This window comes from Bacteroidota bacterium (assembly GCA_036522515.1).
In the GTDB taxonomy this organism is placed as follows: Bacteria; Bacteroidota; Ignavibacteria; order UBA10030; family SZUA-254; genus VBOC01.
On sequence record DATDFQ010000001.1, the window covers coordinates 17790 to 38833 of the forward strand.

Consider the following 21044-nt stretch of genomic DNA (forward strand, 5'->3'; position numbering starts at 1 on the left):
GATCTCCAAATCGAAATTCCCCCCGGCACAAGAGGCAGGGGGGATTTCGTCACAAACGTTACTTGATCAACATCATCTTCTTGCTGCCGGTGAAGAGTACGCCATTGGCCGAGGTGGCCGTGATCCGGTAGAAATACATTCCGCTTGCAAGCCGGGACGCGTCGAACACCACCTCATGATATCCGGCGGAAAGAGTCTGGTTCACCAATTCTGCCACCTTCTCTCCAAGAAAGTCGTACACTGCGACCTGCACCCTTGCATCGCCCGGCAGCGCATAACTGATCTTGGTGGTGGGGTTGAACGGGTTCGGGAAGTTCTGTGTCAGGTCGAACTTCTGTGGAACGGCCTGTCGTGAACTGTTCACCGAGAATTCGTGCGTTGTCCCCTGTTGCGCGTACGTGTACGAACCGACCTTCTTCATGTCGATTCCTGCATGGCCTGCCCCGTCGAACAGTTCGATCCGCACGTCCGCTGCAAGTCCGGAGATGGAATTGCGATCCCACGTCAGGGTAACTGTCCCTTCGGCGGAGCTCCTCACCACAAACGTCCAGGCCGCTTTGCCCGGAGTGCGGTAATCGCGCGCGTAGGAATCGAATCCTGCCGGATATCCCTCTCCGCGGGCCGGGAAGCTCACCTCGACGAAGTCCTTCGAAGGCGCCCTCGGCGGCCGGGGGGCATCGTACACCGGGTTGAACGCATCACCTGCATCCTCGCGGACTCCGAAGGAGGCGATCCTGTCGCCGAAACGATCGCCGTTGACGGTCATCGAGGCGGCGAGATCGACGCTCCAGTGGACAGGGGTCGCCGCTTCGGCAATCACGTCTACTTTCGGCGTCGGCACGCCGACGGCCGGTGTGTACTGGATTGTTTTCCCGCTCAGAAGCATGGGAATCCAGTAGCCGTTCCATACCGCCATCGCCGAATTCTCCACGAAATAGCTCGTCCCGCTGTAGCCGTAGAGGACGTTCGAGAGCCATCCCGCCGTTGCCGCCTGCGCCATTGTTTTCACCAGGAATCCGTCGGTGAACTTCAAGCTGTCCTTCGGTTCCGCGACGGGGAAGGGATTGCCCACAATGTTGAATCCCGCCGCAAGTCCGAGACTGGCGGAACTCACCGGAGTCCCGACCGCGTCGATCACCTGCGCGCTGTTGGATCCGAGCCAGTATCCCTGTCCCATGTTCAGCGTCGAGGGGATTGAATAACCCGAGAGCGGGCTGTACTGGAACGTGAAGAAGGGCGTCGCGCCGTAGTCGTCTCCGAATACCGCGGCCGGAGTCATCGTTCCCTGCTGCATGGCGGGGCTGACGAGGTTCCATCCTGCCAGCGCGCTGAAGGAGATGCTGTTGGTCGCGAGGATCGTAAACGAATGGTCGCTGACATCCGTCTGTTCATTCAGAACGGAGTCGCGCGCGATAACTTTGATGCTCGCCACGCTCGCCGCCGACGGAGGCGTCCACAGTTTTGAGAAGACATTCCCGTTCGTCGAATCGATCAGCGTGTACGGGGCCCCGCCGGTGAGTGAATAATAGATATAGTGCCGCAGAACCCCGGTTCCGTCCGATGACGTCCAGGTGATGTTATAGGGCGTCCCCACGACGAGGAATTCCCCGCCGTTCGGCGCCGTAACAGCCACATTCGGTTTTGTGCTGTCGCCGATCAGGAGGCGGAAATCGGTCGGTATGACTGATGCCGGTGTCGTGAACACATAGAACGGCGTCGATCTCAGGTTCACGTAGTTGGTGGTCGATAGATCATACAGCGTCGGCTTGAACCCGCTGGGAAGCGCAGGATCAACGGGCAGCTCCATCGTGATCACATGTGTTGTCAGATCCGAAAGTGCCTTCAGATTCCACGCTTTTGCCGCCGCGGCGAGACTTGCCTCATCCTTCTTGACATCGACCGAGTAGTTCGGCAGTGGATTTCCCGGATCGAGCGGGAAGTAAAGGTAGACATAGTTGGTCGGTGGAGGCGGAGGGGCCACCGTGTCACGCGAATCGACACCGTCAAGGGCAGCCGGATCCACGCCTGCGAAGACGGAATTCGAGGTCGGGCTTCCGTATGCTCCGGCCGAAATTCCTCCACCATGAGCGCCATGGTTGCTTTGACCGATCCAGGGGAAATAGTTCACGTTTTCGCTCGCGCCATTACCCAGATTGCCGGGCGGGATGGTGTTTTTCACCGTCGCGACCGATGGTGCAGGCGAGGTTGGGACTTCAATCGTCCCGGTGGGATCGCTCGGACCGAAGATGCTGCCCCAGTAGTTATTCGTCGCATTTACCGTGGTGCTAGGGGAGGTGTTGTCGTTCTGGACGCCGATCGCATTCCCCGAAATTTGGTTGCCGTGCGCGACAAGCTGGTCGGAGATCGTGCCTACAGGCACGAGGATCCCGGCATCCACCATGTTCGTAATCGTATTGTTCAGTACCTGGATGTTCTGGTTTATCCCGGTGCCGAAGAAGCTCGCGAGGCGAACCCCCCTGTACCCTGCGTCAAGGCTGTTGTTCTGGATGGTGACGCCGTTGTTGCCGAGTGCAAGGAAGATACAGGAGCTCTGGTGGAAGCCGGACGGACCCGAGCTGCTGGAGCTGTTCCCGCTGACGTTCACGGTCACATCATTGACCAGGACGAGGAAGCTGCCGTCGTTATGGCTCGTGTTGTTTGTGATCGTCAGGTTCGTGCACTTGTCGATGTTGACTGCGGCATAATCGCCTCCGTCTCCAAGGTCATGCCCCGAGAAGCTATTGTTCGTGATGGTGAGATTGTTGCTCGGTGCCGATGCCATCCAGATACCTGCATCCTTTGCAAAGAGGTCGCCCGGATCGTCAAAGAAGGCGTTCTTGTCAATGGTCATGTTGCTCGACACGTTTGCATCCGGCCCCTGGACGTGTGCGCCTTCGTAGAGGTTCTGGAATCTGTTGTTCGTGATGTGGACCCCGGAGGTGGGTGTCCCGGCAGCGGCGTTGATACCCCAGGTTTGGGCGCCTGCCGTCCCGGCCCCCTGGATCGTGAAGCCGTCAATCGTCACGTTATTCGCACTGATAGAGAAGGCCGAGTTGGAGGGACCGCCGGTCTGTGCAACGACGATCGATTCAGATCCCGTTCTCCCGCGTGCATCGACGCCGGCCCGAACACCGTTCAGGGTCACGGTTTTGTTGGCTGCGACCGCCTCATTGTACGTCCCTGCGGCGACGCTCACCGTACTGCCGGAAACGAGGTTGACACCCTCCTGGATGCGGCCGGTCGCTCCGGTTTGCGGGCTCGCCGCACTCACGTTGAGGTATGAAAAATCGCCCTGGAACCCGGAGGTGACCGGTTGGGTGTCGGTGCCCGCGTTGAGCCACGGGGTGTAATCGAGACTTCCGGACATGAGTCCGAGGATGGTGCTCTCCGTCGCGCTTCCCCACCAATTTGCCGAAGCATCCTGCTGAACGCCGGTCGAGTTGTATGCGGCGTACGTATTCCCGCCGAGACTATTGGAGTTGACCGTCGCACTCAGGGTCGCTCCCGCGTCCTTATAGAAGTAGACGCCGTATCCCCAGCCCGTCACCATGTTCTGCGTCGCAGTCACGTTCAGGGTCGTCGTGCCGAGCGCGTCAAGTTCCAAACCGGTGCTCCCGGTACCCTGGCCGGTTACCGAATTCTGAGAGATCGTCGTTGTGGTCGTCGTCGTAAGGCTCGAAGTAGCGCGAACCTGACCCTTTATCGGGGCGGGCTCCTGGTCGAACGGCTGCGGGTTCACTCGAGGTTTTCCCCCCGGGTCGGCAACGATGCCCCAGAAGGCGGAAGTTCCCACACCGGCAACCGTCGCCGCAACGGTATTTCCGGTGATCGACCCGCCGACATCGATGTAGTAGATCCCGACCGTCGATTCATTGATGATGTTGTTTGTCGCAGAGATTGTACCGGAAGGTTGGTACAGCAGCAGGCCGCATGCGACATCCGTGTTGGGTGTGTAGGCAACTGCGCTCACCGTGTTCCCGGTGATTGAGCCCGTTGCACCGAATCCGATCTGAATCCCATTCTGGGCGTTGAAGTTGATCGCCCCAGCTCCGGTGACGGTGTTCCCCGAAACGTTCGCCGTCAGATTGGTGCCGTTCAGAGCCATGCCGTTCTTCTGGAAACCGCTGATCGTGTTGTTGCTGACATTGAGCGTGCGGAGCGTGGCGGTGGTCACGTTGGCATATATGGAGACACCGTGCTGATCGCCGTTGATCGGAGTTTCGCGGATATCCTTGATATCGCAACCGTCGATGGTTCCACCCGCATTATAGTACGCCACGCCGATAAACCGGTAATTGCCGTTTCCACGCCCCGCTCCGTCCACTCTGAGGCTCTTTATCGAGACGCCGTTCGCGTCGTGGACATAGAGGATCGGATAGTTGTTGGCGCTCGTCGCGAAGAACTTGACGAGAGTCACGGGTGATTTGACGATTGTCGAGGTCGAGGAGGCGCCCCGAAGCGTCAATTGTGAAGTGAGTTCGAGTTGTTCCTCGTACGTCCCCGCAAGCACCTGCACGGTGTCGCCCGCAACCGCCTTGTTGATCGCATACCGTTGAATCGCGCTGTAGATTCCCTTGATATTGGTGAAGGGGGGAGAATCCCAGCTGCGTGCGTCGACTCCCGGAGCCCACGCGATTGCCGCCTTGTCGAACGTATTGTTCGCGGCGATCGCCCGCCAATCCGGATTTTGATACCCGAGCGCGGCGGCATACGTTCCCCAGGCGATCACGTGCCTGCGGTCCGCAGCGCTGAATGTGTTGCCGGTAATCGTGGCCGCTCCGACCGGGTACGCATCCCATGGATCGACCCCCGGTCCGACAAATGCGATGCCGTCCACATAGTTCGTAAAGGTATTGCCGGTAATCACGCGTCCGCTGACGGGCCCGCTCCAGCCGGCGCCGCTCGAGAAGCGTATCCCGTCGGCATCCGGTCCGCCCCCCTCGAGAAGGTTCCCTTCGAAGCGATAGGCGACAAGATGCGATGTGTTCGTCCCGGAATTGTAATGATTATCGTCGACGTAGAGAGCCGCCGTCGCGTCGAGTCCGTGCAGCTTGCAATACTTGATGATGCAATTATCTCCGACGACCTCGATGGTCTTGTTGTTGTCGACCGCCCATCCCGTGACGTCCAGGCCTGTGATCGTGACATTGTCGGCTGCGACAAAAATGGCGTCGGCGCCGAAAGTCGGAAGATTTCGCTTTGCCGAGACGAAGGCCGCGACGCTGGAGTAGCTGGTGATGGGCGCCCCGCCCGCAGTCACACCCTGAATCGTGACCGATTTGTTGACGAAAATATTAAAGTCGTTGCCTCCCGCGCCGCCCGTCACCGGATCGCGGCCGTTTGCCTCGTCTATATTGTATGTTCCCGGAAACACTTTGATCAGGTCGCCGTTGCTCGCGGCGTCGATCGCGGCCTGGATGGTCGGTTGGTCGCCCGGTACGTTAATCGTGACGGAGGTTGCGGATGCGGCGGATCGTGTAGCGGGACTTTTCACCGGAGCGCTTCCTGTTAAGACGCGATCACCGAGGATTCCTCTGTACGGAGCCACCTCATCGGTCCGGATCTTTGCTGTTTGTTGTTGCGTCCGGATTGTGCCGGTGCAGAACATCATGGCGCAGCCGAGCGTCATCACGCAAATCATGAACTTACTCATGGTGCAACCTCCTCGAAAGAGATGAGAAATTCCTGCAGTGGGGCAGGCCTGGTGAAAGTGAAATTTGCTGAAGATGTGGGACCTCCGAACGGAGTGTCGAACGAACACTCGCTACGAATTCCTGATCAGGCGAACGACCTGGCCGGTCTGATGTGCCGGGAAACTGTCTCTGTTGACTGGAAGAGAAGGGCGATGACCTACCGTGGCCCTGAAATCCTGCTTCTCCGGTATAAAATGAACAGCAGGATCAGGAAGAAGAAGAATCACTTCTTCAAGAACATTCGCGCCGTAGAAAGTAGGAATTGCAGGACTTGATTGTCCCGCAGCGTTTGAATGGAGTGCCGAGAAATGTGCTCCCCCCTAAGCTATCTAGTCCTAACGGCGGTCGTCGATACAATCTTCCGCCGTTCCACCCGTGCTGAATCTAGATCAAATGCAAACCAGACGCAAGTTAAATCGGTCTCACAAACATTAGATTCTTCTTATTTTTGGAATCACGTGTGTGTCATCCCGGGGCAACGTCTGAATTTCACCGAACCTGTCATCCTGAGGGAGCGTAGCGACAATTGTCATTCTGAGCTGAACGGAGTGAAGCGAAGAATCTCCTCTCCCGAAAGAATGAGATCCTTCGCGGAGTTTACACTGAGCGAAGCGAATGTGCTCAGGATGACAATTTAAGACACTACCCATCTCCGGAGGTCTTCTCAGGGTACGGTGGCGGGATTGCCCCGGCCCTTCAATGGGAGCATTCCAGAATTCCGGCGAGAAGGTAATCCGGGAAAAACGAGTAGGTCTAGCGGGTTTTTTCTTGACTTTTGTCCATCCAGTCATTACTTTGGGACATTCCCGCTTCGTCTTCTGAAGACCTCATAAACAATGAACAGGAGGACCTGTTTATGAAAACATCGGCATTTCTCGCTCTATTACTCTCGCTCCTCATCTCGCTCACGGAGGGATGTTCCCCCGACTCGCCCACGGAAGCCGCCGTGCCGTTTGATCCCGGCACATGGTCGGGCGATTTTACCTATAAGGCGAATTACGGTTCGGAGGGAAGCGTGACACAGACGGGCGTCGTCACGTTCAAGTTTTCGGCTTCGGAGTACTCGTATGAAGCGACCGTGACTTCACTGGTCAATAGGACCACGACACGATATTGGGCCCCCGGTACGCTACTCAGGGACAGGGGGAATTTTACAAAGTTCGATCAGAAAGCGAATATGGTCGACTTTTCAAGCCTCCGGACGACCGACGTTCCCCAGCGAAGCCTTTATTTCCACGGCACGTATTCCTATTCCGCTTTCGGAAACTCGTTGTCCTTCTCGAAGAGTGAGGACGGCGCTTCGTTAACTGTTACGATTTCGAAGCAGGAGTAGTCGAAACCGATCCCACCCTCCCGGGTGAGTGATCCTCCTTTTTCCCCCCTTTTACCTCAAATTACGCCGGTACATGTCCCCCACGGTCAAGGGGGGTTCATTACTACCCTCGGAGGTAGGTATAGACCTACCCCCCTCGTAGTAATCAACCCCATTGACGGAGAACAAGAGATAGCGTAGATTGCTCCACGAGTTTCTGAGAGGGCGAAGAGAGCATAGGCGCACCAACAGCGAGGCGAAGACATCCCCCTCGTTCGCTTTTGATACGGACTTTTGATTTCGGATGGGGATCAAAAGTCGAGGGCCCGTATCGAGTGGGCGGGGGGGATTGTTTTTACGGCGTCATCGGCGTGAGGGACCAGCGGCGATTGAGTTCCTGTAGAACTGTTGGAAGGCATCCTTGATTTCATCCCGGACACGCCGGAATTCCGCAAGAATGTGCTCCCCGGTCCCTCCCGATGCCATAGGATCGTCAAACCCGAGGTGAAGCCGGTGCGCCACATGGCCGGTGAAAAGAGGGCAGGTTTCCCTCGCGTGGTCGCAAACCGTGATGACATAGTCGAACGGCTCGTCCAGGAACACCTCGACGCTCTTCGGGCGGGCGCGACTGATGTCGATCCCCTCCTCGTTCATCACTCTGACGGCAAGCGGGTGGACCTGCCGGGCCGGAGCAGTGCCCGCCGACTCGACTTCGAGGGCGGGGTCGAACGATTTGAGAAATCCCTCCGCCATCTGGCTGCGGATGGAGTTTCCGGTGCAGAGGATCAGGATCTTCACCTACTTCGTCCCCGAGACCGTGATGGAAAACATCCCGGCGCCGCTTGAGAGCGTGTAGTCGTATTTCTTCTCCGAAGCCACTTCCACGTCCCGGAAACCGGTCCGCCGGATAATTTCAAGATACTCCCTGCGCCCGAGCGCTCCGCTGATGCATCCGGCCCATAAGGCCGCATCGTGCCTCTCGGCATCGGAGATCGCTCCGTCGATGACAATGTCGGAGATGGTAAACCTCCCGCCGCTTTTCATCACGCGATGAATTTCTTTGAACGCGGCCGCTTTGTCTGGCACGAGATTAATGACGCAATTACTGATGACTCTGTCCACGCTCTCGTTTTCGACCGGGAGCGACTCGATCTCTCCTAGCCTGAACTCGACATTCGTCGCATTCACTTTCGCCTTGTTCTCGTTCGCGCGGCGGATCATCGCCTCGGTCATGTCGACCCCGATCACCTTGCCCGTCGATCCCACATAGCTCGAGGCGACGAAGCAGTCGATCCCGGCGCCCGAGCCGAGGTCCAGCACCGTCATTCCCTGCTTGAAGGATGCAAACGCGGTCGGAGTCCCGCAGCCGAGACCCAGGTCCGCCCCTTCGGGTATCGCCGCCCGTGCCGCATCGCCATACTTCAGAGCCATGTTCACAAGCCCCTCCGGTTCGCAGCCGCCGCTTCCGCAGCAGGAGGTTGCCGCGTCTCCCTGCGCCTGTTCCCCGCGGGCGATCTCCGCGTACTTCTGCTTGACCGCATCCTTGATTTCTGTGCTTGTATTCATCGAAGTTCCCTTCCTGAGAGTTATTGTTAACAGCAGATTCCCATCTGTTCTTTGACTTTGTCGAGCGTTCGCCGGTCGCGCCCGAGAATTTCTTCATCGATGAACCACCGCGAGAGGGAGGAGAGCAATTCCCTGTTCGGGGAGGTGAGCGATCTCGTGTTCACGCGGTAGTAGTTCCACTTGCCCCGTTTCTCATCCTGCAAAAGCCCTGCGTCCCTCAGCGTGATCAGATGGTGGGAGAGCTTCGATTGGGCCATCTGATAGACGGACATCAATTCGCAAACGCACGCTTCCCGGTCCATCAGCAACAGCAGCAATCGGACCCGAATTTCCTCGGAGACGGCTTTGATCGATGTAAGGGTGTCGTTCATATTGACGCATCAAAATATATTGATATAATACGAAATATCTCCGTCAATGGCAACTGTCAGCCAAATATGCTTATTTTGACAGTGCGCCGGAGAACTTCCATTGCATCCGGTACCGCCACCGGCGGAGTGAGACCGAATCGGCGAATCGGATTGTTACACTATTATAGAGAAGGGGAGAATCATGCGCTTGAAACCCGGAATACCCACGTTCATCGCGGCATCTTTCTGGCTTTTCTCCGGTTGCGGGGGAGAAAAGCCCGCGCCGCCGAGACCGGCGGCCGCACCGCAGGAACAGGTTCAGACGCCCGCATCCGTCTCCTGCAAGATACTCCTCGAGGGTACTCCCCCGAAGATGGAGAGCGTCAAAATGAATGCCGACAGAAAGTGCATCACGATGCACAAGGAGCCTGTCTATTTCCAGAATGTGCTGACAAACGGGAAAGGGATGCTCCGAAACGCCTTTGTGTATGTGAAAGAGGGGCTGGGTTCTCAAACCTACCCGGTGCCGAAGGAGCCCGTCACGATCGACCAGGAGGGATGCATGTATCATCCGCACGTCATGGGAATCCGGGTGGGTCAGCCTTTGCAGGTTGTAAATCTGGACCCGGTCCTGCATAATATCCACGCGCTTCCGAAGGTCAACGCTGGATTCAATTTCGCGCAACCGCGCGAAGGAATGAAAAAGGAGGAGGTTTTTTCCCAACCGGAGATCATGGTGAGAGTGAAATGCGATGTCCATTCGTGGATGAGCGCATATGTTGGGGTCCTTGACCACCCTTTTTTCGCCGTTTCCGACTCAAACGGAGCGTGTACGCTGAAAAACCTCCCCCCGGGGCAATATACCCTGGCGGCGTGGCATGAAACGTTCGGAACGCTGGAACAGAAAATAGTTGTTGCCGCCGGTGAATCGAAGAATGTAACATTTCAGTTTGCGGCAAAGTAAAAACCCTCCATGGAAAGGTTAAAAGTTTTTAAACATCCTGCTCCGGGAGCAAAAAACGGTCGGGATCGCCGGCCTTTTTTCATTATAAATGAATGAATTTTTATTAACTGGACATTTTCTGATACCTTCTTTACCTTGCCGCAAGATGATGAATACGAAGGGGTGAGGCGAACCGATACAGCAACAAAGCCGGAAGGGAACTATGATGAGATCGCAGGAACACACCCACACGCCTGTCCTTGAAGAGGCCTCGGACCATGTCGGTCAGCATTTCCGCGAAACTGCGGATCATTTGCGTGAGACCGTGGCTCGAGCCCGTCAGGAGCTGCAGGAAGGCCTCGAGAACATCGAGAAAAAGTTCACCGAGGCGCGCGATACCGTCGTCCATAAGACGAAACAGGTTGCGCGCACAACTGACAGGTATGTCAACAAGAACCCCTGGAAAGCCGTAGGGATATCCGCCGGTGTGGCGTTTCTGGCAGGTATCATAATCGCCCGGCGGCGACCCCACTAATTCTAAGATTTAGTTGGATGTTGTATATGTCCAATCTTGGAAAGGGCGTGGTATGTCAAAACACATTTTTCTGATCCTCGGATTGGCAACGTTGATCGTTGTCAGCGCAAACGCACAGAGTGTAAGCCTCGGTCCCCAAATCGGATATCAAAGGAGCCGGGACGCGGATGACGGCAAAATGATGGTGGGAGCGGCGCTTCGAATGAGATTGAGCCCCGGACTGGGGCTCGAGGGATCGCTCGGGTACCGCGACCAAAGCTATTCCAATGGGGCGGTAACGGTCAGGGAATGGCCTGTCATGGTAACCGGTTTGGTTTATGTGTTTCCCGTCGTCTACGGCGCGATGGGCGCAGGCTGGTATAACACCTCGTTCGATTATGATGAGGGGAGATTTCCCCCGAGGGCGGTCGTCGACGAGACGAAGCAGAGCGTAGGATGGCACTTTGGCGGCGGGTTGGAACTGCCGACAGGGGCCGGATCGAAGTTGACTGCCGACCTGCGGTATGTCTTCCTGGACTACAATTTCACCGCCGTTCCCGGCAGTTCCGGCGTGAACAGCAACTTTTATATTTTCTCCGTCGGTTATCTGTTTGACCTCTGATGACCCGGTCGCGTGAAAGGCATTTGATGCAGGCTCGGATGAATATGATGGGGGATGCCATGAAAACTATCCCGAAAATACTCCTCGTGCTGGCGCTCGTGAGCACCAGCGCATGCGTCGTCACACAGCGGGCGGCGCCCGAGAGAATCTACCCGCAGGAAACGACGGTCAGCTTCCAGCTTTTTTATGATCAGATGTCGCCCTACGGCTCGTGGGTCGAATACAGGAACTATGGCTACGTCTGGATCCCGGACGCCGACAGGGATTTCAGCCCCTATTGTTCCAACGGCCATTGGGTCTACACTGATTACGGGTGGACATGGGCCTCCGATTATCCCTGGGGTTGGGCGGCGTTTCATTACGGCCGGTGGGGATATGACGACGACTTCGGGTGGTTCTGGATCCCGGGTAACGAATGGGGGCCGGCATGGGTGACGTGGAGGCGCGCGCCGGGGTATTACGGATGGGCGCCGATGGGGCCGGGCATTTCGGTCGATATCTCCTTCGGACGGGAATATCGTGTCCCCGCCGATCACTGGACGTTTGTCGGGGAGAGGGATTTTTGCCGGTCCGATCTCGACCGCCATTACATCGATCGATCGACGAATATCACGATCATTAATAACACGACGGTTATCAACACTACGAACGTCGACCGGAGCAGGCGGACGACCTATGTGTCGGGTCCCGATAGGACAGAGGTTGAGCGGGTAACAAGCCAGGCGGTGAGACCCATCGCGGTCAGGGAAAACGACAGGCCGGGTCAGTCGGTCAGCGGCGACCAGATGAGGATTTACCGGCCCCAGGTCCAGCAGGGGGATACTCATGACCGGAGAGTCGCACCGTCCAAACTGAGGGATCTGCGAGATATCAGGCGGAACCCTGACCGCGACCGGGGGAACCGGCGGCGGGAGGAAAATCAGCCCGCGGATAACACCGGGAGGGGTGATGTATCACAACCGCAGACCGGTACCCCGCCTGCGCCCAGGGAAGGCGGAGACCCGCGTAGAGAGGTGGCACCGCCTCAGAAGGATCGGAGCGATGAGCGTGCACCGGAACGGCAGAATCTAACGCCGCCCGATCCGCCCAAGGACGAACATCAACCTCCGCAGGTGAATCCGCCCGAGAAAAAGAAAATCGATCAGCAGGAACCCGAGATCCAGAAAGAGAGACCGACCGACAGCAAGGGAAGGGAACAACCATGGATCGGGTCTCCCCCTGAAAAGAGAAATAACGCAGATCGTCCTTCCGGACGCGGGAACCCCCCGGATGTCAAGCCGCAGCCGGGCCAACCCCCGACACCGCCGAACGCCAGAGGCGGGAGGGGAAGGATGTCACAGCCCGGGAAGAACTACCAGCCCAAAAAGAACGTGAAGAAACCTCCGGAGGATCAGAAGAAACCGGACGAACCCCGGAAGGATGAAAAAAAGGAGAAGGAGCCACCCCCGTACTAGGGGTGGCCCTTCGCGGTAGTGACTGAGTTTCGTTGCCATCTCGGTACGCGACCTGAAGGTCGCGCCTACCGGCACCTCGGGTTTGGTAGCCGCAGCCTTTAGGCTGCGTCTTTTTGGTTCGGCAGTTTAGCTTCACCCACCACGGCCCTCCGCCCCAAGGATTCGCATCTCCCTCTTTTTTAGTACATTCCAACACGCCCACCCCCTGGGCTTCTAGCTCCAGGGTCCTCTACCACACTGGAATCCGCCAGTTCGGCCTGTGTCAAAAGCCATCAGCCCGGTCATCGTAACCGGACACGAACTCTCCGCCCGTTTCGGGGAGCAGGTTGTGTTGCAGGGCGCGTCGTTGACGATCCACGAGGGAAACCGAATCGGATTGATCGGAAACAACGGCTCCGGCAAATCGACGCTCCTGAAAATCCTGGCCGGCATCATGGAACCGGATTCCGGGACGGTGTCCCGGCGCAGGGACATTGTCATCGGATATCTCGCCCAGGACTTCCAGCTCGATCCCGCGTTATCGGTCTACGAGAATATCGTGGAGGGGGCGCACGACGTCATCGCGATACTCCGTGAATACGAATCGCTTCCGTTCACCTCCGCCCGCCGGCATATACTCGAGGGGCAGATCCATCACCGGGAAGGTTGGAATCTTGAAAACAGGATCGAGGCGGCGATGCACTCGCTGAACGTTCCGGAAAAGGGCCGCGACATCGCCACCCTTTCCGGCGGTGAGAAGCGGAGGGTTGCGTTGTGCAAGGCGATCATCTCACGGCCCGACCTCCTTCTTCTCGACGAGCCGACCAACCACCTCGACACGCAATCGATCGAGTGGATGGAGGATTTCCTTTCGAACTATCCGGGGGCATGCCTCTTTGTCACCCATGACAGGTATTTCCTCGATTCGATCGCGACGCGGATCGTCGAACTCGCGCAGGGCCGGTGCCATTCGCACGCGGGCAATTACACGGACTTCCTGTTGAACAAGGCGGAACGAGAAGCGCAATTGGAGACGGAGGAACGGAAAAGGAACAGGTTCCTCCTGCGCGAGCTCGAATGGGTCCGCAAGGGACCACGGGCGAGAAGAACAAAATCGAAAAGCAGGCTCAGCAAGTATTTTGAAGAAGTCGATAAGAAGGGGTACGCGCCGGAAGCTGATGTCGAACTGGTGATACCTCCGGCGGCTGTGCTCGGATCAAAAATCCTGAACCTGAAGAATGTCGGGATGACGCTGGGAGGGAGGCAACTGTTCAAGGGAGTAGACTTCAAGTTCGACGGAAAGAGGAAACTCGGGATCATCGGCCGTAACGGTCTCGGCAAGACGACCCTCCTGAAGATCATCCTGTCGGAACTCCGCCCCACGGAAGGGCGTGTCGAGGCGGGCGATCGAACCCTGTTCAACTATGTGGACCAGTCGCGGGTCGCGCTGAACGATGAACATACCGTCCTCGAGGAGATTGCCGAGGGTAATGAGTGGATCATGTTCGGAGAGGAGCGCCTGACCGTGTGGAAGTATCTCCGTCGGTTCCTCTTTGTCGACGACCGGATGCAGACGAAGGTGGGAAAGCTGTCGGGCGGGGAACGGAGCCGGCTGTTGCTCGCGAAGATCCTGAAAAACGGCGGGAATTTCCTCATCCTGGACGAGCCGACGAACGACCTGGATCTCTCGACCCTGAGGATCCTGGAGGAAGCGCTCTCCGCGTTCGACGGATGCGTGATAGCTGTCAGCCATGACAGGTATTTCCTCAATCGCGTGTGCAACGGAATCCTTGCGTTCGAAGGGGATGGCAACGTCCATTTCAGCGAGGGCGACTACGACTACTACATCGAAAAGCGGAACGCCCGGCTCGCCGAGGCAGCGGCGCGCGCCCGCCCTCCGGGACAGCGCGACCCGGATCCGATGTCGCGCCCCGATGCTCAGGTTCCCAAATCGAAGAAGAAACTGAAGTGGAAGGAGGAGAGAGAACTCGAAACCATCGAGCCCGAAATCCTCCTGGCGGAGGCGGATGTCAGACGGATAGAATCGATCTTTTCAAGCCCCAACTTCTACGAAACGCATGGGGGAGAAACGGAGAGGTTGACGGCAGAGCTTGCCGCCGCGAAGCTGAAAGTCGAGCGCCTCTATGCCCGGTGGCATGAACTCGACCTGTTGCGCCAGGGGAGTTAGGGAAAGCCGGTCCCTCCCCACGATGTTCCTTCAAGCCGGCGGCCGGTAAATAATACCCCGGTAAAGGTAAAAAGTTCTCGCCGGGGGAATCAGTCCCGGTAACGACAGGGGATAACCTCCGAATATTCCTCAATTAGAACGCCTTTTCGCTCTTAGAAGCTTACTTCCCCAACGGTATAGGAGTTGCTGCCTTTTACCCGATCGGGGACGTATGACTATCAGTGTTGATCAAATAAATCAGATTCGGGGCCCACGGAGCGGGATCAAGACCTTTCTGCTCATGGTGGTGATGTTCTGTTACCTGGGCTCCTCGTACGCCATGGCGCAGGGTCGACAACCCCGGCCCATGATGTCTATCGAACGTTTCAGTTTCTGTAAATGCTATATTCCCGGAATAGCCGACCCCCCGTCGCACCGGGCCCCAAAACGTCATCTGCCCCTGACGCAAAGATTTCAGGATTGGTTCGTCCTCTCTCTGGTGGGACACAACCATCCTGATCTGGCCGAGCGGTCGGATCCCCATTCCAGCCCGATAGGGCTCCACGTTCAACTCTCGGCCACAGCTCTCGACGCAGGCCGGGCACCCCCGTCTATTTCCTGACTTTCTCCGTTGGCTCGGTGAAGAGCGTTTGACGAATCGGCAATCCGATCGTCTTTGCTCGGCACATTGTTCCAACGCGATTCGAAAACTTAAAACACGTTCGCAGCAAGTAACTTTTTCCATTCACTAAAGCAGAAAGGGAGTTCTTGGTATGGGACAACAGCAGCTTCTACTCATTATCCTCGGTGTGATCATCGTCGGCATCGCGATTGCCGTGGGTATCTCGCAGTTCGGTGCACACAGCACGCAGGCCAACAAGGACGGCGTCACCTCCAGTCTGGTGAACGTTTCGGCCAACGCGTATCAGTACAAGATCCGCCCCACGACGATGGGCGGCGGCGGGGGCACATATACCGGCTACACGATTCCGTCGAAGATGTCAAAGGACGATAACGGAACCTTCGCAACCGGAACGGTGAACGCCCAGACGATACAGATCGTGGGCACCTCCACTATCAACACCGCGTGGATTGCCACCTGCACGGCAGACGACTCTGGAAAAACCACGATCGTGTATGCCGGCTGGTAAGTAACTTGAACCTCTTCGGGGACTGAATCGAAAGATCAACGGGCCCCGGGGCTTTTGCATCGTACTTCGCCGGGATTGAGGAGAAGAAGGGAAGCTCCTCGATTCCGGCGAAGCTATTTTTACACTTGACTATCGCATTTATGTTTAGAATATTAACCCCAAACGGGGGAGGCAATGCCGGAACTTCTCATACCCGGGGGTGTCTGACGATCCTGTGACCGGTCGAACAATCTCACATTATACGCTCCTCGAGCAGGTCGGCAAGGGAGGCATGGGAGAGGTCTATAAGGCCAGGGATGAACGGCTCGACCGCATCGTGGCCATCAAGTTCCTGACCGAAGAGCTTTCCGTCGACGGCGACGAACGGCAACGCTTCTCGCTGGAGGCCCGCGCCGCTTCTGCGCTGAACCATTCCAACATCTGTACGATCCATGAGATCGACGAGGCGGATGGAAGAATGTTCATCGTGATGGAATTCATCGAGGGACAAAGCCTTCGCCGGAGAATCGAGGCAGGGGTTCTGCCGATCGCCGAGGCGGTGGGGATCGCGTTACAGGTTACGGAAGGACTGCGCGCCGCCCACGGAAAAGGGATCGTCCACCGGGACATCAAGCCTGAGAACATCCTCATCACCGCCGGCGGGATCGCGAAGATTGCCGACTTTGGACTCGCCCGGACGCAGGATCACCCCGTGGCTCCGGAGACAGAGAATGTCCCCGGCACCATCGCGTACATGGCCCCGGAACAACTCCTCGGAAATCCTTCGGGACCTTTGGCCGATATCTGGTCCCTGGGCGTTGTGCTCTACGAGATGGTCGCGGGCCGGCGGCCGTTTCAGGGCGACTATGAGCAGGCGATCATGTACTCGATTGTGAACGAAAGGCACCCTCCGGCGTCTGCGAGACGCCCGGATATTCCTTCCTCACTCGAGGAGATCATCGAGAGGTGTCTCAGGAAGGATCCTGCCGAGCGCTTCCAGGAGACGGGTGCTCTTCTTGACGCGTTGCGGCGGATAAAAGAAAGCCCTGCAAACCCGCCGCCAGCGGCCTCGAAGTCGATCGCCATACTTCCATTCTCCGATCTCAGCCCGGAACAGGATAACAAGTACTTCAGCGACGGATTGACGGAGGAAATCATCGCAAATCTTTCGAGGCTCCGGAATGTGAAGATCATTTCCCGCACTTCCGTGATGCAGTTCGAGCGCACGGGGAAAACGATGAAGCAGGTCGGCGCCGAGCTGGGCGTACAATATGTTCTCGAAGGGAGCGTGAGGAAAAGCGGTTCCGATCTCCGGATCACCGCACAGCTGGTAGACACCGGTCAGGATGCCTACCTTTGGTCCGAAAAATACAGCGGGACGATGGGACAGATCTTCGATTTCCAGGAGGATGTCGCCGTCCGGATCGTGAAAGCCCTCAGGATGCGGTTGACGCCGATCGAGCGAAAGAACCTGAAGCGCAGGTCGACTCAGAATACCGAGGCGTACCAGCTCTACCTCAGAGGACGATTCTTCTGGAACAAGCGGACCAAGGAGTCCATTTTTACGGCAATCCGGTATTTTGAGGAGGCGATTCAAATCGACGAGACGTACGCGCTGGCATGGGCCGGGATTGCCGACTCCTACAATCTCCTGAGCGAGTATGAGAGTATTCCGCGGCACGAGCTGTATCCGAAGGCGAGGGCTGCCGCGGACAGGGCGCTGGAGCTCGACAAGGGTCTGGCTGAAGCGCACACCTCTCTCGCGCTTTTGATCATGTTGAATGAGCTCGACTGGGCAAACTCCGAAAAGGAATATAAGACTGCAATCCGGCTCAACCCCAATTACCCGACATCGCATCACTGGTATGCCGAGTGGCTGATCTTTAATGGCCGGACCGGGGAAGCCCTGCGTGAAATCGCGAAGGCGGCGGAGTTGGATCCTCTCTCAGCGGCGATCCTGAAAGATCAGGGGTTAACACTCTACTATGCCCGTGATTACGACGCGGCGATCGAATACGCAAAAAAGTCCCTGGAGTTGGACCCGAATTTTAACACCGCGCACCGCCTTCTTTCACTCGCGTACCAGGGGAAGAAAATGTTCGCGGAAGCCATTTCGGAGAACCGGCTCTGGGGAGAACTCCCGGATAACAGGAATGAGGCGTGGATCGCACTTGCTCAGTTGTACGCTGCATCCGGAAACCGGGCCGAGGCGTTGAAACTGATCGAGGGTTTGAATGAGGAGAACCTTACGGTCGGAAACCTGTTCCGTGGAATCGGCCTCGTCTATGCTTCTCTGGGTGAGGCCGACCTCGCGTTCACCTGGCTGGAGAAAAGCTTCGAACACAAGGCAGAGTCGCTCGCCAGTCTTAAAGTCGATCCCAAAGTGGACGGGCTTCGCAACGACCCCAGGTTCGCTTCTCTGATGAGAAAGGTGGGTCTCGAACCCTGAGCCGAAAAAGCACCATCACTCTGTTGAATCCGTAAGGCTGTTTTGGACGGATCTCGGGTCAAGGGTAGGGTATCCCCCCATTGACACTCCACACGTTAGTTCCTACCTTGAGAAACACCCGAAGGGAATTCTTCCGTGAGTCGACCTGCCTCCATATGTATTCTGCTCCTCGCGTGCGTCGTCGCCGCATTCTCTCAGACGCAGCTCTGGGATCTTGCCCTTGGCGACAGAGATAATCCCAACGACGGGTATCGGCTCGACAACGCCGGAAACGCATTCATAGCGACGCCGCATCTTACGAGAAAAATATCTCCCGGGGGATCGGAACTCTGGCAAAGGAACTTCGGCGGGTCGCTGGTCGTCGACGCTCTGGGAAATGTCTGTGTTCAGGACGGTGCGCAGGTGCGAAAGTATAGCCCGGCCGGAGATTCACTCTGGACATACGATCTCGGCGCATGGGAGTGTGGGGAGGTATTTCAGTATTATCACCTTTCGCTTGATTTTGCCGGCAGGCTCTACATCTTCAACCAATGCACGAAGGAACTCACGAAGTTATCCTCCGATGGCGTACGGCAGTGGACGGTGGTTCTTCCATTGTTCCGGATGCTCACCGATCGATTCGGGCACGCAGGCAGAATCCAGTTTGACCGCAATGGAAATGGCTACATTCCGTTCGAAGATCGCTTCACCGCCGCCTCCGGAGGGCCGGACCTGGTCGGGATGATGAAGGTGCGACCCGACGGATCGATTTCCTGGAGGACGACTTGGCCGAGTGATATCCGGTCCAACCAGGAGAACTTCACGACCGTGCGGTTCAAAGAATACAGCTGGGGGGTTACAAATGCGGTGGTCGATTCAAGCGGGAATTCCTATTTGGCGGGCACAGAGTTCCTCGAGGTCGACCGAAATTCTTCGATGGGTGAGTATCAGTCGGTCATCGGCCGATGGCGAATCACGCGGTTGAACACATTCGGCGAAGAGAACACGCGCATCATCAAAGGCCCCGGCAAGGTTGTCACCAGGACGCGGGTGGGGCGGGAGATAAGCACCACGGCGTTCAACGAGACCGCGGTCCATAATATCGCGCTGCGCGGCGATCAACTCCTTGTCTACGGGGCCATCGACGAGCGAAAGAGATCACGCGGCAGCATCGTCGGACTGCTCGTCCCCACAGTGGCGCAATTTAACGGTACCAGCACACACCCTGTATGGAAAACCAAACTTCCTCCGAACAGGTTTGGGGCTCCGTGGGAACTGTTGCTCACCCATCCTTCAAAAGCGTTCTTCATTCCGTCGCAACTCAACACGATCCCGCCAGCCGCTCATCTGATCCGCATCGATACCGGCGGCGTGGCGCAAATCGCCTCGGAGGAATGGACCCCCGCCCAAACTCTGTTCGATTGGAGAACAGCATCCCTCGACGCCTCGGGCAATCTGTTCGTCCTGGGGCTCGGCGAAGGGGGACTGCATCTGGTAAAGTATTCAAATACGACATTCTCTCCGCTTGCCGGAATGGAAGGATATCCATCGCGGCTTCCGGAGCCGGGTCTTTCAGGCTTCACTCTTTCGGGCAACTATCCCAATCCCTTCAACCCCGCTACAACGATTGAGTTTGCGCTCGAGCGGGATGCGCTTATCACGGCCAGGGTTTATAATACGCTCGGCCAGGAAGTAGCGGTCCTCGCTAACAAAGAGGAGTTTACGGAAGGCATCAATGATCTTGAATTTGACGCATCGAACCTCCCTTCCGGAGTGTACTACTGCAGGATTGTTGTGGAGGGCCTGGATGGAATGGGGATGCTTTACTCGAACGTGAAGAAGATGATGTTGGTAAAGTAAGCGTCGGGAATCGTTCTGCTACTATAGCCGGCTCAGGCTCCGGGCAGGACGGTCCCTATCACGGGTTCGACGCGTTGAATGCGATTGAGATCCGTTCTCCTTCTCCCCCAAACGGTTCCACCCGGTGTTCCAGCCAGGCGGGAAACATGATGAGAAGACCCGTGGCGGGAGTAAATGGAACGCCGACACCCGTGCCTACCCACGGCAGATCGATCCCCGGAGTTTCATACATCGCCACCGCCGGCCCACGGGGGTCGCGAAAATAAATTTGCCCGCCTTTCATCTCCGGGGGAACGCTCACATAGTACGTTGCGGAGAGGAACGAGCCCGGGTGGCAATGGAGAACATTGGAGTCGCCCGCACGGTTCACGTTGATCCAACCCTCCAACCGGAAGGAATCCTTCTTCCTCTTATCCTGTTCCCGGAAGTGATTGAGAAATCCCTGCACATGTTGCTCCATGTATGCCCGGAAGTCATCCACAACAGGATCCTGCAGTTTGAAAAGGTCGTGCGCATAATGCCAGCCCCCGGCGTTCGTCCGTGTGGTGGCATTCCGGTCGTCGGCCATGAGTTTCCGGGTGAGGAGTATGAGAGATTCGTTGAGATGTTGCGGGCCCTCGTCGCAACGATAGATCCAGGTCGAGAAGAGCGGCACGACGCCGACTTTGATTCGCGGTTTTTCGGCGGGCGGTTTGATCATTGAATGGTTCTCAGCCATTGTTCCCTCCAGTTGTGGTTGACAGCCTATGTTGGAAAGAATGTAGCGCTAACGGGAATCGAACCCGTATTTGAGCCTTGAGAGGGCTCCGTCCTAACCGTTAGACGATAGCGCCGGGATTTGGAGCAGGAAAGCAGTATAAACTTACTGTTTTTTTCCCTCCCATGCAATTAAGCATCCTTCCCGGTACTGGCTGATTTTTCTCGCCTTCTCGTCCCGCGACCTGAAGGTCGCGGCTACCGATGCCTCGGGCTTGGTAGCCGCAGCCTTTAGGCTGCGGGTTTTCGGCTCGGCAGTAAAATCACCCA

The 21044-nt window shown here is 57.0% G+C and carries 14 protein-coding genes and 1 tRNA gene; 9 read left to right on the forward strand and 6 right to left on the reverse strand.

The annotated features are described in order from the left end of the window. Positions 1–58: 58 nt before the first annotated feature. Positions 59–5653, reverse strand: a complete 5595-nt coding sequence (locus VI215_00070) for a T9SS type A sorting domain-containing protein (GenBank protein ID HEY6190700.1) — start codon at positions 5651–5653, stop codon at positions 59–61. Between the two features lie 896 nt (positions 5654–6549). Between VI215_00070 and VI215_00075 the strand changes: the two genes are divergently transcribed. Continuing rightward, positions 6550–7026 (forward strand): hypothetical protein, encoded by a 477-nt coding sequence (locus VI215_00075; GenBank protein ID HEY6190701.1) that lies wholly within the window; start codon positions 6550–6552, stop codon positions 7024–7026. Positions 7027–7368: 342 nt separating this feature from the next. Here the strand turns inward: VI215_00075 and VI215_00080 are convergent, their stop codons facing one another. From VI215_00080 to VI215_00090, 3 genes are read right to left on the reverse strand one after another with little or no spacing between them, the layout of a single operon-like run. Continuing rightward, entirely contained in the window at positions 7369–7803 is a 435-nt protein-coding gene (locus VI215_00080) for an arsenate reductase ArsC (protein HEY6190702.1), read from the reverse strand. Next, complete coding sequence (arsM, locus tag VI215_00085) at positions 7804–8571, reverse strand: arsenite methyltransferase (GenBank protein ID HEY6190703.1); 768 nt, start codon at positions 8569–8571, stop codon at positions 7804–7806. Positions 8572–8597: 26 nt separating this feature from the next. Next, positions 8598–8942, reverse strand: coding sequence for a metalloregulator ArsR/SmtB family transcription factor (locus VI215_00090; protein HEY6190704.1), 345 nt, complete (start codon positions 8940–8942; stop codon positions 8598–8600). A 181-nt stretch (positions 8943–9123) separates the two neighbouring features. Here VI215_00090 and VI215_00095 point away from each other — a divergent pair, with 181 nt between their 5' ends. The 8 genes from VI215_00095 to VI215_00130 all read left to right on the forward strand — a co-directional run bounded on the left by VI215_00095 (position 9124) and on the right by VI215_00130 (position 20018). Continuing rightward, positions 9124–9885: a carboxypeptidase regulatory-like domain-containing protein gene (locus tag VI215_00095; protein HEY6190705.1), complete on the forward strand. Its 762-nt coding sequence runs from the start codon at positions 9124–9126 to the stop codon at positions 9883–9885. Positions 9886–10087: 202 nt separating this feature from the next. Next, positions 10088–10399, forward strand: coding sequence for a DUF883 domain-containing protein (locus tag VI215_00100; protein HEY6190706.1), 312 nt, complete (start codon positions 10088–10090; stop codon positions 10397–10399). A gap of 52 nt (positions 10400–10451) precedes the next feature. After that, the gene (locus VI215_00105; GenBank protein ID HEY6190707.1) at positions 10452–11000 is read left to right on the forward strand and encodes an outer membrane beta-barrel protein; all 549 of its coding nucleotides are present in this window, start codon (positions 10452–10454) and stop codon (positions 10998–11000) included. A 59-nt stretch (positions 11001–11059) separates the two neighbouring features. Next, entirely contained in the window at positions 11060–12454 is a 1395-nt protein-coding gene (locus tag VI215_00110; GenBank protein HEY6190708.1) for a DUF6600 domain-containing protein, read from the forward strand. 259 nt (positions 12455–12713) lie between these two features. After that, positions 12714–14621, forward strand: a complete 1908-nt coding sequence (locus tag VI215_00115) for an ATP-binding cassette domain-containing protein (protein ID HEY6190709.1) — start codon at positions 12714–12716, stop codon at positions 14619–14621. 752 nt (positions 14622–15373) lie between these two features. Further along, on the forward strand, positions 15374–15751 hold the full coding sequence (locus tag VI215_00120; protein ID HEY6190710.1) for a hypothetical protein: 378 nt from the start codon (positions 15374–15376) through the stop codon (positions 15749–15751). Between the two features lie 214 nt (positions 15752–15965). After that, on the forward strand, positions 15966–18179 hold the full coding sequence (locus VI215_00125) for a protein kinase (protein ID HEY6190711.1): 2214 nt from the start codon (positions 15966–15968) through the stop codon (positions 18177–18179). 135 nt (positions 18180–18314) lie between these two features. Further along, entirely contained in the window at positions 18315–20018 is a 1704-nt protein-coding gene (locus VI215_00130; GenBank protein HEY6190712.1) for a T9SS type A sorting domain-containing protein, read from the forward strand. A 58-nt stretch (positions 20019–20076) separates the two neighbouring features. Here VI215_00130 and VI215_00135 read toward each other — a convergent pair whose 3' ends face one another. Together VI215_00135 and VI215_00140 are read right to left on the reverse strand one after the other, a co-directional pair. Further along, positions 20077–20718: a 2OG-Fe(II) oxygenase family protein gene (locus tag VI215_00135; GenBank protein ID HEY6190713.1), complete on the reverse strand. Its 642-nt coding sequence runs from the start codon at positions 20716–20718 to the stop codon at positions 20077–20079. A gap of 61 nt (positions 20719–20779) precedes the next feature. Beyond that, positions 20780–20851 (reverse strand) — tRNA-Glu (locus VI215_00140). Between the last annotated feature and the right edge of the window lie 193 nt (positions 20852–21044).

Coding starts and splice junctions, on each gene's coding strand:
- VI215_00105 (HEY6190707.1), top strand. CDS start 10,452: ATGTCAAAACACATTTTTCTGATCCTCGGATTGGCAACGTTGATCGTT.
- VI215_00075 (HEY6190701.1), top strand. CDS start 6,550: ATGAAAACATCGGCATTTCTCGCTCTATTACTCTCGCTCCTCATCTCG.
- arsM (HEY6190703.1), bottom strand. CDS start 8,571: ATGAATACAAGCACAGAAATCAAGGATGCGGTCAAGCAGAAGTACGCG.
- VI215_00090 (HEY6190704.1), bottom strand. CDS start 8,942: ATGAACGACACCCTTACATCGATCAAAGCCGTCTCCGAGGAAATTCGG.
- VI215_00120 (HEY6190710.1), top strand. CDS start 15,374: ATGGGACAACAGCAGCTTCTACTCATTATCCTCGGTGTGATCATCGTC.
- VI215_00135 (HEY6190713.1), bottom strand. CDS start 20,718: ATGATCAAACCGCCCGCCGAAAAACCGCGAATCAAAGTCGGCGTCGTG.
- VI215_00100 (HEY6190706.1), top strand. CDS start 10,088: ATGATGAGATCGCAGGAACACACCCACACGCCTGTCCTTGAAGAGGCC.
- VI215_00070 (HEY6190700.1), bottom strand. CDS start 5,653: ATGAGTAAGTTCATGATTTGCGTGATGACGCTCGGCTGCGCCATGATG.
- VI215_00095 (HEY6190705.1), top strand. CDS start 9,124: ATGCGCTTGAAACCCGGAATACCCACGTTCATCGCGGCATCTTTCTGG.
- VI215_00110 (HEY6190708.1), top strand. CDS start 11,060: ATGAAAACTATCCCGAAAATACTCCTCGTGCTGGCGCTCGTGAGCACC.